The organism is Dysgonomonas sp. HGC4 (assembly GCF_001261715.1).
GTDB lineage: Bacteria > Bacteroidota > Bacteroidia > Bacteroidales > Dysgonomonadaceae > Dysgonomonas_A.
In genome coordinates this window covers 1-15,731 of the sequence record NZ_CVRU01000001.1, presented here as the reverse complement: position 1 = coordinate 15,731, position 15,731 = coordinate 1, and the positions used below count along the sequence as shown (strand labels likewise).

General features: G+C 35.5%; 16 protein-coding genes. 13 read left to right on the top strand and 3 right to left on the bottom strand.

What is annotated here, in order from left to right; genetic code table 11:
• A partial coding sequence (locus HGC4_RS19000; protein WP_255349811.1) for an HAD-IC family P-type ATPase occupies positions 1 to 1,623 on the bottom strand: 1,623 nt, incomplete at its 3' end.
• A gap of 81 nt (positions 1,624 to 1,704) precedes the next feature.
• Positions 1,705 to 2,142, bottom strand: a complete 438-nt coding sequence (locus tag HGC4_RS00075) for a septal ring lytic transglycosylase RlpA family protein (protein WP_050708078.1) — start codon at positions 2,140 to 2,142, stop codon at positions 1,705 to 1,707.
• A 198-nt stretch (positions 2,143 to 2,340) separates the two neighbouring features.
• On the opposite strand from HGC4_RS00075, the gene HGC4_RS00070 reads away from it, so the two are divergent.
• The 7 genes from HGC4_RS00070 to dnaA all read left to right on the top strand — a co-directional run bounded on the left by HGC4_RS00070 (position 2,341) and on the right by dnaA (position 10,027).
• A complete protein-coding gene (locus HGC4_RS00070) occupies positions 2,341 to 2,637 on the top strand; it encodes a hypothetical protein (protein WP_050708077.1) in 297 nt (98 codons plus the stop codon).
• A gap of 13 nt (positions 2,638 to 2,650) precedes the next feature.
• The gene (zapA, locus tag HGC4_RS00065) at positions 2,651 to 2,953 is read left to right on the top strand and encodes a cell division protein ZapA (RefSeq protein ID WP_050708076.1); all 303 of its coding nucleotides are present in this window, start codon (positions 2,651 to 2,653) and stop codon (positions 2,951 to 2,953) included.
• Positions 2,954 to 3,189: 236 nt separating this feature from the next.
• The gene (rny, locus tag HGC4_RS00060; protein ID WP_050708075.1) at positions 3,190 to 4,719 is read left to right on the top strand and encodes a ribonuclease Y; all 1,530 of its coding nucleotides are present in this window, start codon (positions 3,190 to 3,192) and stop codon (positions 4,717 to 4,719) included.
• Positions 4,720 to 4,914: 195 nt separating this feature from the next.
• Positions 4,915 to 5,922: a 2-hydroxyacid dehydrogenase gene (locus HGC4_RS00055; RefSeq protein WP_050708074.1), complete on the top strand. Its 1,008-nt coding sequence runs from the start codon at positions 4,915 to 4,917 to the stop codon at positions 5,920 to 5,922.
• A gap of 128 nt (positions 5,923 to 6,050) precedes the next feature.
• The gene (locus tag HGC4_RS00050; RefSeq protein ID WP_050708073.1) at positions 6,051 to 7,388 is read left to right on the top strand and encodes an N-acetylmuramoyl-L-alanine amidase family protein; all 1,338 of its coding nucleotides are present in this window, start codon (positions 6,051 to 6,053) and stop codon (positions 7,386 to 7,388) included.
• Positions 7,389 to 7,431: 43 nt separating this feature from the next.
• Entirely contained in the window at positions 7,432 to 8,325 is an 894-nt protein-coding gene (locus tag HGC4_RS00045; RefSeq protein ID WP_050708072.1) for an MlaD family protein, read from the top strand.
• A 301-nt stretch (positions 8,326 to 8,626) separates the two neighbouring features.
• Positions 8,627 to 10,027 (top strand): chromosomal replication initiator protein DnaA, encoded by a 1,401-nt coding sequence (gene dnaA, locus HGC4_RS00040; protein WP_050708071.1) that lies wholly within the window; start codon positions 8,627 to 8,629, stop codon positions 10,025 to 10,027.
• Positions 10,028 to 10,084: 57 nt separating this feature from the next.
• Here the strand turns inward: dnaA and HGC4_RS00035 are convergent, their stop codons facing one another.
• Complete coding sequence (locus HGC4_RS00035; RefSeq protein WP_082204012.1) at positions 10,085 to 11,476, bottom strand: carcinine hydrolase/isopenicillin-N N-acyltransferase family protein; 1,392 nt, start codon at positions 11,474 to 11,476, stop codon at positions 10,085 to 10,087.
• Between the two features lie 183 nt (positions 11,477 to 11,659).
• Here HGC4_RS00035 and HGC4_RS00030 point away from each other — a divergent pair, with 183 nt between their 5' ends.
• The 6 genes from HGC4_RS00030 to HGC4_RS00005 all read left to right on the top strand — a co-directional run.
• Positions 11,660 to 12,241 (top strand): LemA family protein, encoded by a 582-nt coding sequence (locus tag HGC4_RS00030; RefSeq protein ID WP_050708069.1) that lies wholly within the window; start codon positions 11,660 to 11,662, stop codon positions 12,239 to 12,241.
• 112 nt (positions 12,242 to 12,353) lie between these two features.
• Positions 12,354 to 13,109, top strand: a complete 756-nt coding sequence (locus tag HGC4_RS00025; protein WP_050708068.1) for a TPM domain-containing protein — start codon at positions 12,354 to 12,356, stop codon at positions 13,107 to 13,109.
• Between the two features lie 135 nt (positions 13,110 to 13,244).
• Positions 13,245 to 13,757, top strand: coding sequence for a ferritin (locus tag HGC4_RS00020; RefSeq protein WP_050708067.1), 513 nt, complete (start codon positions 13,245 to 13,247; stop codon positions 13,755 to 13,757).
• 168 nt (positions 13,758 to 13,925) lie between these two features.
• Positions 13,926 to 14,444 (top strand): mechanosensitive ion channel family protein, encoded by a 519-nt coding sequence (locus HGC4_RS00015; protein ID WP_050708066.1) that lies wholly within the window; start codon positions 13,926 to 13,928, stop codon positions 14,442 to 14,444.
• Positions 14,445 to 14,534: 90 nt separating this feature from the next.
• Entirely contained in the window at positions 14,535 to 15,017 is a 483-nt protein-coding gene (locus HGC4_RS00010) for a single-stranded DNA-binding protein (RefSeq protein ID WP_050708065.1), read from the top strand.
• Positions 15,018 to 15,140: 123 nt separating this feature from the next.
• Positions 15,141 to 15,731: gliding motility lipoprotein GldD (locus HGC4_RS00005; protein ID WP_050708064.1), on the top strand; the 591-nt coding region annotated here is incomplete at its 3' end.

The window sequence follows — 15,731 nt, the reverse complement described above, 5'->3', positions numbered from 1 at the left end:
TTCTGGAGCACCTTTTATATACATGATCTTACGAGGTTGTGCAGAAGTATTCGACTCTACAATTGTAGCCATGTATTTACGTTCGGTAGAGAAAGGTAATTGTTCCACAACCTTTGTACCTTCTCTCTCGTCCAGATAATTTATATTATTGCTATGCAACCATAGAAGTAAGGCTCCTTCGGTTGGATTTCCTAAAGCTTTAGCTTTCGCAGAATCAGAATAATCTAAGAATGCTGTTGAATTAGTAGCAATATGCTCAACAATCATTTTACTGATTTCATTATCTCCTAATTTTTGGTCGTGAAGACTGTAAAAATTAGTATAAGAAACCTGCATTTGATTTTGGGTCAAAGTACCTGTTTTATCAGTACAAATAACAGTTGTTGCTCCCATCGTTTCGCAAGCATGCATCTTACGTACCAAGTTGTTTGCTTTTAGCATACGACGCATACTTAACGCCAAACTCAGAGTAACACTCATAGGAAGTCCTTCGGGAACAGCAACCACAACCAACGTTACGGCAACCATGAAATATTGTAGGATATGACCTGCAGTATCTAACGACACCCACGATGTTGGCTCCAACGGATTTACTCCGAATGCATAACCAATGGCTACAAGAACAACAAATGCAAGAACACCAAATCCTAACCATTTGAACCATCCACCATTTTCTATACTGTCAGGTATCTCTTTATCTTTACCCATAAGTTCAAAAGCATCGTACACTATCGGCATCCAGACTTTAGACAATGCTATAACAGCACCAATAATAACAGCACCCACTAAACCTAATTGTCCTAGTGAATACTGTGGAGCATCGGGTGATTCATTGAAGAAAATATCTTTTACGAACAATACAGTAAAAGTAAGTGCGGCTAACACCATACCTACAACACCAATAAATTTAGCAAGAGAGTCTAATTGACGATTAAGAGGTGTTTGTCCTTCAACCATCTCTGCCGATTTTTCGGCAACCTGTCCAAACTCTGTAGCATCACCAACTTTGGCAACAACCATCGCTCCATGACCGTTGATTACTTTTGTACCTCTTAGTACATAGTTTGAAGGGTATGTAACCCCATCTTCAAATTCTTTTGGGTCTATCGTTTTATCAATGCTAGGCTCACCGGTCAAACACGATTCGTCCATCTGCATTGTTACAGCCTCCACTAACTCTCCATCAGCCGGAACTTCATTTCCGATTTCCAATAGAACTGTATCACCAACAACAACGTCGCGTTTTGAGACCTGACATACATTATTGTTACGAATTACCATAACCAAGTCATCATCATTAACCTGATTTAGTACATCAAATTTCTTATTTGCATCAAGCTCAAACCAAAATGCAACTCCGGTGGCCAGAAATATAGCACAAAAGATACCAATTGTTTCAGAGTAATGCCCTACCCCTTTGGTTATATGTTCTACAATAGCTATTCCTAAAGATAGAAACGCAGCAATAAGCAATATACGAATAATAGGATCCTCAAATTTTTCGAGGAAGAGTTTCCATAATGGCTCTTTCTCGGGAGGAGTCAATATATTCTCTCCATATTTTTTGCGGCTTTCGAGGACTTGCGCATCCGTAAGTCCTGTACGATGGTTTTTTTGTTCCATAAATAATTATAAAATAGCGTTTAATTGTTTTTACTTAGTGTTCAAATAATAGCAACGATAGTCAACAGGCAATAAACAACATTAGTTGGCAAGAGGTTCAACTATCGTATCTGTTTTTAACTGAATCGAGGCCTCCAAAAGACCCAATGTATCGGGAACTATATACTCGGAAACTTCTACGGTAGTTACTCCATGATGAATCATATCCAACTCCTTAGCTGCAATGTACGATATATCAACAACCCGCCCTTTTTTAAAAGGACCCCGATCTATAACTTCAACAACAACCTCTTTATCATTTTTAAGGTTCTTAATCAGAAGTTTAGTTCCAAAAGGATATGTTCTGTGAGCACATACAAAAATATCTCTTTTATATATTGTTCCGCTAGCTGTTTTACGATTATTGAATTTCTTTCCGTAGTAAGTCGCTTTACCAGTTTCGACTTTTGAAGGGGCTTGAGCCTTGATAACCGAGGCACATAAAGACAGGAATAATAGTAGAGTAAGAGTACTTTTCATCTTTCTTATTGAGTCTATTTCAATTACAAAGATATTATAATTCAGGAATTATCAATATCCGTATATATAAAAAGAATAGACACCTATTGTAACTATTGACCATTAAACATGTTATTTAAAGTTTATTGTAGTATAAAAGTGGCTGTAATCTTTTGTTTATTCACAAATATCTGTATTTTTGTGTTGATTTAATTGTTTATGGCAGAAAAGCATGAGAAATTGCTCTCGGAACTTGAGTTTAGATTGCGTCAACTGATGTATCTGTGTGATTCTTTGAAAGAAGAGAATCAGGACTTGAGAGTCCAATTGGAGGAGAAAAACGGAGAAGTAAATCGTATCAATACCCAATTGGAACAATTGAATTTGAAATACAACAATCTGAAATTTGCAAAGACATTGACCGGAACTGATCAGGAAGGTGTTGACAAAGCAAAAAAAAGATTGTTGAAATTAGTGCAGGATGTAGATAAATGTATCGCGTTATTGAAAATATAAAGGCAGATAGATCATGAGTGAGCATTTTATCATAACATTACGTGTCTTAGATCGGTCGTATCGGTTAAAAATACATCGTAAAGATGAAAAGAAGTACCGAGATGCCGCTGTGGCAATAGAAAAGAAAACGAATCAATATAGGAATTATTTTGCCGAGTCTGAATCTAAAAGCTTGCTGGAACGAGATTATCTAACGATGACTACCATCCAAGCCCTATCGGATACAGCCGAATTAGAGGCTAATAATAAGTTGTTTGAGGATAAGGTTAAATCCTTGATTGATGAATTGGATACATATCTTAAAGATTCAAAGTAGAATTTCTTTTTTTGTGGCATAAACACTTGCGCTAATTGGAGATAAACAGTCGCCTGTTTCTTTTTCGATTAGTTTTTTTGCTTTAAGGTCTAAGACCTTTTTGTTCTTTTGAACAGCATGCGAGCTAAAAAAACGCCAGAATCAACGATATTGCCATAAATATTTATATCATTTGTCGTTAACTAGAATGTAGAATATCATAACAGATATATAATTGTGAAATTTAAAAGAGCCCTATGGAAATAGTATTTACGATAATCGCCTTTATTGTAGGCGTAGTAGTAGCTTGGCTCGTTCTTAACTTTGTAACAAATGCGAGACTAAAAAGACGTATTGAAGAATCGGAACGTGAAGCTGAGGTTATTAAGAAAAATAAATTACTTGAAGTAAAAGAGCAAGCCTTACAAATGAAGGCAGAGTTTGAGAAACAAGTAAATGCCCGCACTTCAAAATTGCAGGTTGCCGAAAACAAAGTAAAGCAACGTGAGCAAACCTTGAACCAAAAGCAAGAAGAAATACAACGCCGCAAAAGCGAAGTAGAGGCTATCAAAGAAAATCTTGATAGTCAGTTGGAAATAGTAGACAAGAAAAAGCAGGATCTCGATAAACTTCACAAACAAGAAGTTGAAAGACTGGAAGCATTATCAGGACTATCTGCGGACGAAATAAAATCTAAATTGGTAGAAGCCTTACAAGATGAGGCAAAATCGGATGCTCAGTCGTTCATTAGCGAAATTATCGAGGAAGCTAAAATGACGGCTAATAAAGAAGCTAAAAAGATTGTTGTACAAACAATACAAAGAGTAGCTACTGAAACTGCTATTGAAAATGCCATTACGGTTTTCCATATTGATTCGGACGAAGTAAAGGGTCGTATCATTGGACGTGAAGGACGTAACATCAGAGCACTAGAAGCTGCAACAGGTGTTGAAATTGTAGTAGATGATACCCCCGAAGCAATCGTAATCTCAGGATTCGATCCAGTAAGAAGAGAAATCGCACGTTTAGCTCTGCATCAATTAGTGGCAGACGGACGTATTCACCCTGCAAGAATCGAGGAAGTCGTATCTAAGGTGAAGAAACAAATTGAAGAAGAAATTATTGAAACAGGTAAGCGTACCGCAATCGACTTAGGTATCCACGGTCTGCATCCTGAAATGATTCGTATGATCGGTAAAATGAAATACAGATCTTCATACGGTCAAAACTTACTACAACACGCTCGTGAAACTGCCAATCTATGTGCTATTATGGCCGCAGAATTGGGACTTAACGTTAAGAAAGCAAAAAGAGCAGGTCTATTACACGATATAGGTAAAGTCCCAGATGATGAGCCAGAATTGCCTCACGCATTGCTAGGTATGAAACTTGCCGAAAAATACAAAGAGAAACCAGACATTTGCAACGCAATTGGTGCTCACCACGATGAGATAGAAATGACTACACTACTAGCCCCTATCGTCCAGGTTTGCGATGCTATATCAGGAGCACGCCCAGGTGCACGCCGCGAAATAGTAGAGGCATACATCAAACGTCTAAATGATTTGGAACAATTAGCGATGTCTTATCCAGGAGTGTTAAAAACATACGCCATACAAGCGGGTCGCGAACTTCGCGTTATTGTAGGAGCAGACAAAGTTGATGATGTAGAGACAGAAAAATTATCTGCAGAAATCGCTAAGAAAATTCAAGACGAAATGACATATCCGGGACAAGTAAAAATCACTGTTATTAGAGAAACAAGAGCTGTAAGCTTCGCTAAATAATAGTTTTAACGGATTTAAATAATATACAGAGTAAGGAGGTTCTTCATTGAAGAGCCTCTTTCTTATTTAACGAAAAACAACAATCGGTTTCTAATAATTTTAACCGAAACAACCTTTTGAATATTATATATTAACGCATATTTTGTTACATTTGTAGAAGTAATTGATATTATAAACATATAACTTATAAATGTTATGGCATACAAAGTGGCTGTATTTGATGCAAAACCTTACGATAAAGACACATTTAATAAAGTTAATGAAGTATACGGCTTCGAATTAAGCTTTTATAAAGAACACCTAGATAGATCGAATGTGGTATTGGCCGGAGGAGCCGATGCTGTTTGTATATTTGTGAATGCTAACGTTGATGCATACGTAATAGATAAACTATGCGAAATGGGAGTAAAACTTATAGCATTACGTTGTGCAGGTTTTAACAATGTAGATATAGCCTATGCTGCCGGCAAAATAAAAGTAGCACGCGTACCCGATTACTCACCTCATGCCATTGCAGAACATACGTTAGCCCTTATGTTATGCTTGAACAGAAAAGTGCACCGCGCTTTTATCAGAACTCGTGACTGGAACTTTTCATTGAATGGTTTCATGGGATTCGATATGTATGGCAAAACAGTAGGCGTTGTAGGGACAGGAAAAATCGGAAAAACAGTCATTGGAGTATTAAAAGGTCTAGGGATGAATATCCTTGCTTACGATTTATACCCTGATCATGCTTTTGCCGAAAAAAATGATATAAAATATACATCTTTAGATGAAATATATGCAAACTCGGATGTTATTACACTGCATTGCCCATTGACTAAAGAAACCGAATATTTGATCTGTGAAGAATCTATCGCTAAAATGAAAAATGGTGTAATGATTATAAACACAGGTCGAGGAAAACTTATACACACTAAACATCTCATTGAAGGATTGATCAGTCAAAAGATTGGATATGCCGGTCTTGATGTTTACGAAGAAGAAGGAGCATATTTCTACGAAGACTGTTCTGACAGTGTATTGACCGATGATGTTTTGGCTAGACTATTATCATTCAATAATGTAATTTTAACTTCGCATCAGGCTTTCTTTACACAAGAAGCAATGGGAAATATTGCAGATACTACATTTGACAATATTGCAGATTTCTTTGCTGGAAAAGAAATGAAAAACGAGGTTATCTACCAGGCTAAATAAAACATTAAGAATATGCTGCTTCGATTTAAGGCTCTGAGGTAGCATAATCAATAAGATAAGGAATTGAGCTCTTCGGCTTAAAACCCTATCCATACTCATATTAAACACTTGATTCTCACTATTACTTTATGAAGAAGATATTATTAGTTCTTACCATCTTGTTTTTGGCGACATATACAACAATCTATGCTGCGGATGACAAATTTGTAGTGGTAATTGATGCTGGACACGGAGGTAAAGATGGTGGAGCAGTAAGAGGCACATATAAAGAAAAAGACATCAACCTGAGTGTTGCTCTAGCTCTTGGTAAACTCATAGATTCGAATATGAGAGATGTAAAAGTTATCTACACCCGCAAAACTGATGTTTTTGTAGACTTATACAAACGTGCAGACATTGCAAATAAAGCAAAAGCAAATCTTTTCATCTCTATACATACCAATTCTACTGCGGCAAAAGTAACTACAGCATCAGGCGCCGACACCTATATTCTGGGGCTTGCTAAAAGTGAGGAAAATCTCGCGGTTGCTAAGAGAGAAAACTCGGTTATCTTGTTAGAAGATAATTACAATAAACGATATGAAGGATTTGATCCAAATTCTCCTGAATCAAATATAATTTTCGAGTTTATGACCGATAAGTATATGGAGCAAAGCTTACAATTTGCAAGTTTTGTGCAAAGTGGCTTTTCGGGAGTAGCAAGAAGAGTAGATAGAGGAGTACTACAAGCTGGTTTTCTTGTATTGCGTGAATCGGGTATGCCTAGCGTTCTGATCGAATTAGGTTTCATAAATAATCCGGCAGAAGCTAAATATCTAACTTCATCAACAGGACAAAGAAATATGGCTAGTGCTATATTTTCAGGTTTAGAAAAGTATAAAAAAGAGTTTGATAAAAAACAAGGTAAATCATATTCAGAAAACACTCAGGCAAGAAGAACAGAGCCTGTAAGATCTGATATAATAGTAGAAGATAGAACAGAAAGTACTGATAGCAGATCTTCTCAGGATACCAATAAAGCGAGTAAAGCAAACTCGAATAACAGACCGAAGTATATATCTAAAAATACAGATGTTAGTCAATTGACTTCGTCAAATACCACTAAAAGAACTCCGACTAAGCAAGAGCAATCTCGAAAAGTGGAATCAACTCCTGTAAAGACATCAACTCCTGTAAAAGAGAATAAAACAACTCAAAAGGTGAACAATAATACCAAGACTGTTGTTCCTTCTGGAACAGTAGAGTATAGAATACAGTTCTTAACCGGTGGTTCAAAACTCCCTTCCAACTCCCCTAAGTTTAAAGGGCTATCACCCGTAAGCTTTTACCAGGAAGGTACGACTTATAAATATACATATGGCTCAGCCACAACCGAAGCAGAGGCTTTGAAATTACAGAAAGAAGCTCGTACTAAATTTAAAGATGCTTTCATCGTTAGGTTTAAAAATAATGTACGTATCAAATAAGTGTTTTAGGATTTAAATTGCGTTTAATTGAATAAGATTATATATGAAAAAGAAATTTTCGAAAGAGGTTAAAATTGGAATTGCATTTGTTATTGCTTTATTTATATTATATTTTGGCATAAACTTTCTAAAAGGCATCAATGTCTTTAAACCCTCCAACTCATACACGGTGGTCTTTGATGACGTTACGGGTCTTACTCTGTCTTCACCCGTCGTTCTGAATGGTTTTCAGGTAGGATTAGTTTACTCAATGAAATTAGAAAATGATACTGCAAATAAAGTTGCTGTCATTTTAAATTTGGATAAAGGAGTAAGACTTAACAAAGGTAGCAAGGTGAAACTGGATGTTTCGTTAATGGGTACAGCTACTGTTATATTAGAACAAAATCCATATACAGAAGAATATTATACTATTGATGACCGCATTCCCGGTGTGAGAATAGCTGGAATGATGGAATCACTCGGAGGAGATGTCATGCCTCAGATTGGAGCATTGGTTCCAAAAATCGATTCGATATTGATTGGGTTACAACTTCTGGTTAACAATCCTGCTTTAGTGAAGTCGTTAGAGAATGTAGAGGTTATCACTTCGGACTTAGCAGTATCATCTAAGCAATTGAATCAAATGATGCTAAGCTTAAACAAGAATATCCCAACGATGACTAATAATATGACAACCGTTTCGAATGATCTTGCGGGAATGACTACCCAATTAAAATCTATTGATATAGCTTCATCATACAGCTCAATCGATTCTACACTTAGAAATGTACAAGGCTTAAGCTCTAGGCTTAACAGCAAAGATAGCTCACTTGGTCTTCTACTTAACGACAGAGCTCTTTATGACAGTTTGAATGTAACAATCAGCAATGCATCCCTGCTTTTAAAGGATGTAAAAGAGAATCCATCAAGATACATCAACGTAAAAGTTTTTTAACCCTTATTTAGAATGCGTCTAAATAAAAACAAAATGCAATAAATTGTTTACAATCCTTTAATGCGGATTTAACTCGGTCTTATTATTGTTAATATCTTGTAATCTATTGAAAGATAAAAGTTTATAACCAAGCAAACTTAAACCCTTTTAAACCCTTGATTAGCAGACTCGTATAACTGATCCGAAAAACCAAATTTATTAGCACTTGTTTAAACTGAATTAATTTTCAAATTTTGTATTACCCTAACAGGGCAGAATGTAAAATAGTATAGAAATCAAAAAGTAGTATTGCAGACCTCCGATGAATAATAATGTCAATTTTTTATGGAATAAATGTTTGAATGTTATCAAAGATAATGTTTCTGAGATAACGTATCAAACTTGGTTCTCCCCTATTGTACCACATTCGTTTGAAAACAATGTGTTCACGATACAGGTTCCAAGTCAATTTTTCTATGAATATTTGGAGGATAAATTTGTAGATTTACTAAGAATGACTTTGCACCGCGAAGTTAGTGCTGAAGCTATACTTAATTACCGTATACTTGTTGAAAATACAACTAATACGCATGTTGATTATAGAGGTGATACCAAGTCGTTGAGTGTTGAAAGAATTACACCTAAGCAGGCGAATAGAATACCTAATCCTTTTCAGAAAACTGTATCGGTAGATTTCGATTCGCAATTAAATGCGAAATATACATTTAATAATTTCTTCGAAGGAGTAAGCAATAAACTAGCTAGAACTGCAGGAGAAACTATCGCTAACAATCCGGGTAAAACAGCATTCAATCCTTTGTTCGTTCATGGTACATCGGGAGTCGGTAAAACTCACCTTTGTCACGCTATAGGAACGTCTATATTAGATATGTTTCCCGAAAAGAAGGTATTATATGTTTCTGCTCATTTATTCAAAGTACAGTATACAGATGCTACTCGTTTCAATACTGTTAACGATTTTATAAATTTCTATCAAGGTATAGATGTTCTTATAATTGATGACATTCAAGAATTGGTAGGATTGGAAAAAACTCAAAATACGTTCTTCCATATCTTTAACCACTTGCACCAAAATAACAAGCAGTTGATTCTAACCTCCGATAAGGCACCATCTGAATTACAGGGTGTAGAGGAGCGTTTATTAACTCGTTTTAGATGGGGACTTACTACTCGATTAGAAAACCCTGATTTTGACTTAAGATCGAAAATTCTACACGATAAAATTTTACATGACGGATTAGCAATTCCGGCTGATGTTATCGAATTTATAGCTGACAATGTAACAGAGAATGTTCGTGACTTAGAGGGTGTAATCGTTTCATTGATGGCATATTCGGTTATCTATAATAAGGAAGTTGATTTGATACTTGCAAAACGAGTTATTGGTCAGGCTATTCGCAAAATCGAAAAGAAAAAAGTAACCATTGATAGCATTTCAGAAGTCGTATGCAAACACTTCAATATCAAAACGGAACTTTTACAAACGGCTTCAAGAAAAAGAGAGATCGTACAAGCTCGTCAAGTAGCTATGTATCTTTCGAAAATATATACCGAGTTGTCATTGGCTCAGATTGGGTCTGTCATCGGAAAGAAAAATCATGCAACAGTATTACATGCTTGCAGAACGGTAAAAGATCAACTTCAAGTTGATAAATCATTCAGAGACGATCTTGAAGAAATTGAAAAAGTATTGAAGAAATAAGCTATGGTTCTATGAATACTTTTCTCAAAAAAAGTCATTCTTAAAACTCTAGCTTCTTTAGCGAACTATTAACAAGGAATCCCACCACTCTCCTTGGTTTTTATGTAATTTATTATCGGGATCTTCCATCCAATACATATCATCAACATATAATTTATAAGTATACTCCCCTTTAGGGAGTTTCGTTTTATATACCCAATCGTTACCTTGCTTCTCGAACATGTCAGATTGAGTATCATTATTATTAAAAGTACCTACCAAAACAATCTTCTTTGCCCCACTCAGTCCTCTAATTCTGAAAGTAACCTCTCCATCATTACCCCCAAAGAGCCCCACGTATATATTGTGAGGATTCATTTCTCGTGTTATTGAATATAATTGATCTGCATTGTTATATTCTTTATTGACTAAGTAGGCATTCGCCAATGATGCATGTACCATATCTGATTCAGGAAAATACTCCCAATTAAGTTTAAATATAGCTATCGCCTCAGAAATTCGGCTACTATCTATGAGTTCGTAACCTAGCCTATCTAATTCTGATTCTGAAAAATTAAAAGAGCCTTTGTCATTTTCCCTTAAATATTTATAATATCCAATGGTTTCTTCTTTTGTTTTATCTTGAAGATATACGCTTAAAGTATCTGCAATGCTTAGTGGAAACAAAGACTTAATAGTTAGGTCTTGTTTTCCATTGTCTAAAATATCCTTTACTTTAATTTCTTTACTTATAGAAAAATCATGATTTTGATAAACCTGAATAGTTCCATTCCTTAAGTCACAAACCTGCGAATAAACAGTAGCATTATCCGAAGCTTTTTGAGCTGTTTCTAACAAAACTTCTTTTATCAAACCAGTAGTTAAAGCTTTGCTATTGAGTAGTTCGTAAGCCGTTTCACGACGCCAACAATTAGTCGATAATGTAGCTTTATTTTGCAGAGAATAATTTGTGAGTACAAATAAAGGATCTTTCTTTCGTATGATATAATTGGCATGTATAACAGCATAATCTCCGTTTTTATCGGCCACCATAATTTGTGCCTTTTCTTGCCATGTCAGATTAAATGACTGAAGTAATTGGACTGCTTCTTCAACTGTGTAACATGATGATAATATTTTCTCTACTAAATACCCTTCATAGTCAGGCTTAGACGAATCTTTTACAATGGCTATCTTTTCGGGCAGAGCAGCAGCGTCGAAAAATAGCCCATACTCGTTCATACCTCCTTCGGGATACATCTCTTCAAATCCCCAAAATACGTAACCATATTTATTATTTTCCGCTGGACGGACCCATAAATAAGAGTTCACACCCGGTACATAATCCTCATTATTACCTACAAAAGTAGATTTCCCATTGGAAGCGATGAAAATAGTGCAAGCATCAATAGAATGCATATATAAAGCCAATACGATTATTAAAAGGATTAGTGCCTTGAAGTGTTTCATTTTACAATAAATTTGATTCTGCTATAGTATATAAGCTCACCACTCAAAGATATGCAAATTATTCGGCTGATAATAAATACTTTACAATAATATAGAATGAAGATAAACGAATTAATGAAAATTTATTTAAACATCTTCTTATCTTTAGTGTTTACTAATTATAAGAGTTAAAAAAATGTATTTATGAAGACTATAAAGTTTACTTTATTTATTGCTATTTTAGCAAGTGTGTTTTTATCCAGTTGTTCGTATAATACGATGGTGGAGAAAGAAGAAGCAACCTCATCGCAATGGGGGCAAGTACAAAATGCTTACCAACGTCGTGCTGATCTTATACCCAATCTGGTAGCTACCGTTAAAGGTTATGCAACCCATGAGGAACAAACGCTAACAGAGGTTGTTAATGCCAGAGCAAAAGCAACTCAAATTACTGTAAGTGCTGACGATTTATCGGAAGAAAATATCAAGAAGTACCAAGAAGCTCAAGGTCAATTAAGTGCTGCTTTAGGAAAGCTATTGATGGTACAAGAGCAATATCCCGATCTTAAAGCCAATCAGAACTTCCTTGCATTACAAGACGAACTGGCAGGCACAGAGAATCGTATTGCCGTAGAACGAAATAAATATAATGAGGTGGTCAAAGACTACAACCAATACATCCGTAAGTTTCCGCAAACAATATGGTCCGGATGGTTTGGCTTTTCCAAGAAAGGATATTTTGAGGCAGAAGCCAGCAGTCAAACTGCTCCTCAAGTTCAGTTTTAGTTTTTATAGTATAAAAATTGTTCAGAATGGGTTCGATATATAACTTATATCGAACTTATTTGTTTATAAAATACTATATTTAAGAACGAAAAAGACCTCAAAACATCACGATATGAATTCGTATTATAAGTTGCTATTAGTAGTATTATCGGTAATGATCAGCGGATTTACCCATGCTCAGAATATACCAGAGCCAATGTCACCACCTCGTTTGTTAAACGACTTTGCAGGTATTTTCAATGAGCAAGAGCGCAACAATCTGGAACAGATGCTACTCACATATAACGATACTACATCAACCCAGATATATGTAGTAACGGTGAAGGATCTCGAAGGCTATGATGTATCCGATTATGCCTTTCGCCTTGGAGAGAAATGGGGAATAGGACAAAAGGGTAAAGATAACGGTGCAGTTATACTAATTAAACCTAAGATTGGCAATGAGAGAGGAAGAGTATTCATAGCCACAGGTTATGGACTTGAAGAAAAACTTAATGATGCCAGAGTAGGTCGTATTATTGATAACGAAATGCTACCCTACTTTCAACAAAATGACTACTATACAGGCACTAAAAATGCGATTGGTGCTATGATTAAATATCTATCGGGACAATTTCAGGCAGACGAAGACTCTGATGAACTTACAACCGGAGACGTAGTAGTAAGTATATTACTTATCTTACTCTTTATATATTTTATAGCAAGAGCAAATAAAAACAATAAAGGAAACAGGTCATCAAGAGGTGGAGGTTTTCCACCGATAATAGGTGGAGGTTTCGGTGGTTTTGGCGGAGGCTCTAGAGGGGGTGGCTTCGGTGGAGGAGGCGGTGGTCGCTTTGGCGGAGGCGGTGCTGGACGTGGTTGGTAATAGATTTTTTCTATACTACATAACCTCTACAAAGAATTTTAAAACATGTAAGGTCTCCCCAAAATAACCTATCTTTGTAATAGTCACAGTCATTTAAGTATATATTTTATTATTAACTATAAAATAAAAGTCATTATGGTAAGTAAGAAAGTCGAAGACGCATTAAACAAACAAATTAATGCAGAATTTTGGTCAGGATATTTATATCTATCCATGTCAGCTCATTTTGCAAAAGAAGGTAAAAACGGATTTGCAAATTGGTTCAAAGTGCAAGCTTTGGAAGAAAACGATCATGCAATGAAAATTTTCAATTATATCCTAGCTCGCGGTGGGCAGGCAGTTATTAGTCCTATCAAAGAAGTTCCTCACACTTGGGCTTCTCCTTTAGACGCATTCAAGGCTGCTTTAGCACACGAAAAGCAAGTTACAGCTATGATTGATAATATTGTAACTCTGACAAACGAAGAAAAAGATTATGCAACACTATCTATGTTGCAATGGTTTGTTGATGAACAAGTAGAAGAAGAAGCAACTGCTCAAGATTTAGTCGATAGCTTAGAGATGATCAAAGACAACGGATTTGGTATCTACACTTTAGACCGAGAATTGAAAAGCAGAAAATACACTCCGCTTGCAAGCAACGATTAAGACATAAAATCGATAAAGAAAGAAAGGGATGGATTGAAGAATCTATCCTTTTCTTTTTCAATAAAAAAATATCACTTAAATTTGTTATTACTATTCTCTCAGTAACAACTAGTAGTAAACCTATACTTACCCCACTAACTAAAAGGGGTGAAACCTTAAACAGCGAATATGGAACGATATATTGTACAGATAATAGCAACTCTAATTTTAATAATATCTATACCCATAGTAAAGTATGTGGTAAAAAGATTGATCGTAAAATATGCTACTTTCAGCAAAAAAATAGAGGCTCGTACCAAACAAGTTGTCAGAGTTTTCAATATAATGATAAACATAATGTTCGTCATCTGCTTTATCATTATTTGGGGAGTAGATCCTCGTAACTTACTGGTTGCCTTATCTTCTATTTTTGCAGTAATAGGAGTCGCTATGTTTGCACAATGGTCGCTATTAAGCAATATCACAGCAGGTATCATTATCTTTTTCACTTCTACCTTTAGAGTTGGCGATCACATCCGCATTCTGGACAAAGATATGCCTGTTGATGCCATAGTCGAAGATATATTATCTTTTCACACTCTATTGAGAACTCTTGATGGCGAAATTATTTCATATCCTAATTCTCTTTTCTTCCAGAAAGGAATATCCATAATCCACATTAAGAAGTGGGAAGACATCGAAGAATAATTTATTTGCTTCGGCAAAAAATATTATATTTGTTTCTTGATATAAGAACAAGCGAATTTAGAAATTGTCATAATATAAAAACAATCGGAGATGTCAGTAAATAAAGTTATACTAATAGGTAATGTAGGGAAAGATCCCGATATCAGATATTTTGATAATGGTAGTGCAGTAGTAAACTTTCCGTTGGCAACCACAGAGCGTGGCTATACTGCGGCAAATGGTACACAGATTCCCGATCGTACGGAATGGCACAATATTGTTTGTTGGAGAGGTTTAGCTAAAGTTGCCGAGCAATTTGTAAAAAAAGGTACTCAATTATTTGTTGAAGGAAAAATCCGTACCCGCTCTTACGACGATCAAAACGGAATAAAAAGATATGTCGTAGAAATATATGCTGATAATCTAGAACTTTTAGGTAAAAAGGGAGACTTTCAATCTGAAGGAAATACAGGTGGAGGATATGGACAGCAACAATCTTCGTCTTCTGCTTCTACAACATCACAATATCAATCTCCGACCTCATCTACTACGTCAACCCCATCCATCGACGAAGCAGATGACTTACCTTTCTAACTTTTATATCAAAAAAATATAACATAAATAAATGCAGATCTATATTCATTATATCTGCATTTGTTGTATATAAACAACTTCTTAAGCTCATCTCTATATTATTTATATAAAGTTTATCTACTTATGATACTACTCAGCCCCCTCAATAAAGGCATCATTTTTATAGGATTACTCCTATCCTTGTTATTCAGTGCAGGATGTAGCGAATACACCCCCAAACCTAAGGGATATAATCGCATAGATGATATAGAAAGCGGATTTATTGAATATAACTTTCCAAAATTCTCATTTAAATATTCCGATCAGGTTCGTATAGACACGCTTCAATCGAAAGAAAAAGGTGAGATTTGGTTTAATATTGTTTATCCACAATATAATGCGACAGTTTATTGCACTTATTTACCTATTTCGGAAACAACTTTACCTAAACTATTAGAAGATAGTCATCGTTTAGCATACAGTCATGCGCTAAAGGCTGATGGTATAGACCAACAGATATACGTAAATGAAGATATAAATGTATCGGGAATGTTATATTCCATAACCGGAAATGTAGCGACACCTGCTCAATTTTATCTAACAGACAGCATCAAGCATTTTTTTAGAGGATCGTTCTATTATGCTGAAAAAGTAGATATGGACTCTGTTGCACCCATTACTGATGTTGTAATGAAAGATATCAAAGAAATGATAAATACTTTTACTTGGAATAAT

What these genes read in the sequence shown, in the direction of transcription:
- HGC4_RS00045 (WP_050708072.1), top strand. Translation starts at nt 7,432, where the DNA reads ATGAAAAAGAAATTTTCGAAAGAGGTTAAAATTGGAATTGCATTTGTT.
- HGC4_RS00035 (WP_082204012.1), bottom strand. Translation starts at nt 11,476, where the DNA reads ATGAAACACTTCAAGGCACTAATCCTTTTAATAATCGTATTGGCTTTA.
- dnaA (WP_050708071.1), top strand. Translation starts at nt 8,627, where the DNA reads ATGAATAATAATGTCAATTTTTTATGGAATAAATGTTTGAATGTTATC.
- HGC4_RS00025 (WP_050708068.1), top strand. Translation starts at nt 12,354, where the DNA reads ATGAATTCGTATTATAAGTTGCTATTAGTAGTATTATCGGTAATGATC.
- HGC4_RS00020 (WP_050708067.1), top strand. Translation starts at nt 13,245, where the DNA reads ATGGTAAGTAAGAAAGTCGAAGACGCATTAAACAAACAAATTAATGCA.
- HGC4_RS00015 (WP_050708066.1), top strand. Translation starts at nt 13,926, where the DNA reads ATGGAACGATATATTGTACAGATAATAGCAACTCTAATTTTAATAATA.
- HGC4_RS00030 (WP_050708069.1), top strand. Translation starts at nt 11,660, where the DNA reads ATGAAGACTATAAAGTTTACTTTATTTATTGCTATTTTAGCAAGTGTG.
- HGC4_RS00075 (WP_050708078.1), bottom strand. Translation starts at nt 2,142, where the DNA reads ATGAAAAGTACTCTTACTCTACTATTATTCCTGTCTTTATGTGCCTCG.
- zapA (WP_050708076.1), top strand. Translation starts at nt 2,651, where the DNA reads ATGAGTGAGCATTTTATCATAACATTACGTGTCTTAGATCGGTCGTAT.
- HGC4_RS00050 (WP_050708073.1), top strand. Translation starts at nt 6,051, where the DNA reads ATGAAGAAGATATTATTAGTTCTTACCATCTTGTTTTTGGCGACATAT.
- HGC4_RS00055 (WP_050708074.1), top strand. Translation starts at nt 4,915, where the DNA reads ATGGCATACAAAGTGGCTGTATTTGATGCAAAACCTTACGATAAAGAC.
- HGC4_RS00070 (WP_050708077.1), top strand. Translation starts at nt 2,341, where the DNA reads ATGGCAGAAAAGCATGAGAAATTGCTCTCGGAACTTGAGTTTAGATTG.
- HGC4_RS00010 (WP_050708065.1), top strand. Translation starts at nt 14,535, where the DNA reads ATGTCAGTAAATAAAGTTATACTAATAGGTAATGTAGGGAAAGATCCC.
- rny (WP_050708075.1), top strand. Translation starts at nt 3,190, where the DNA reads ATGGAAATAGTATTTACGATAATCGCCTTTATTGTAGGCGTAGTAGTA.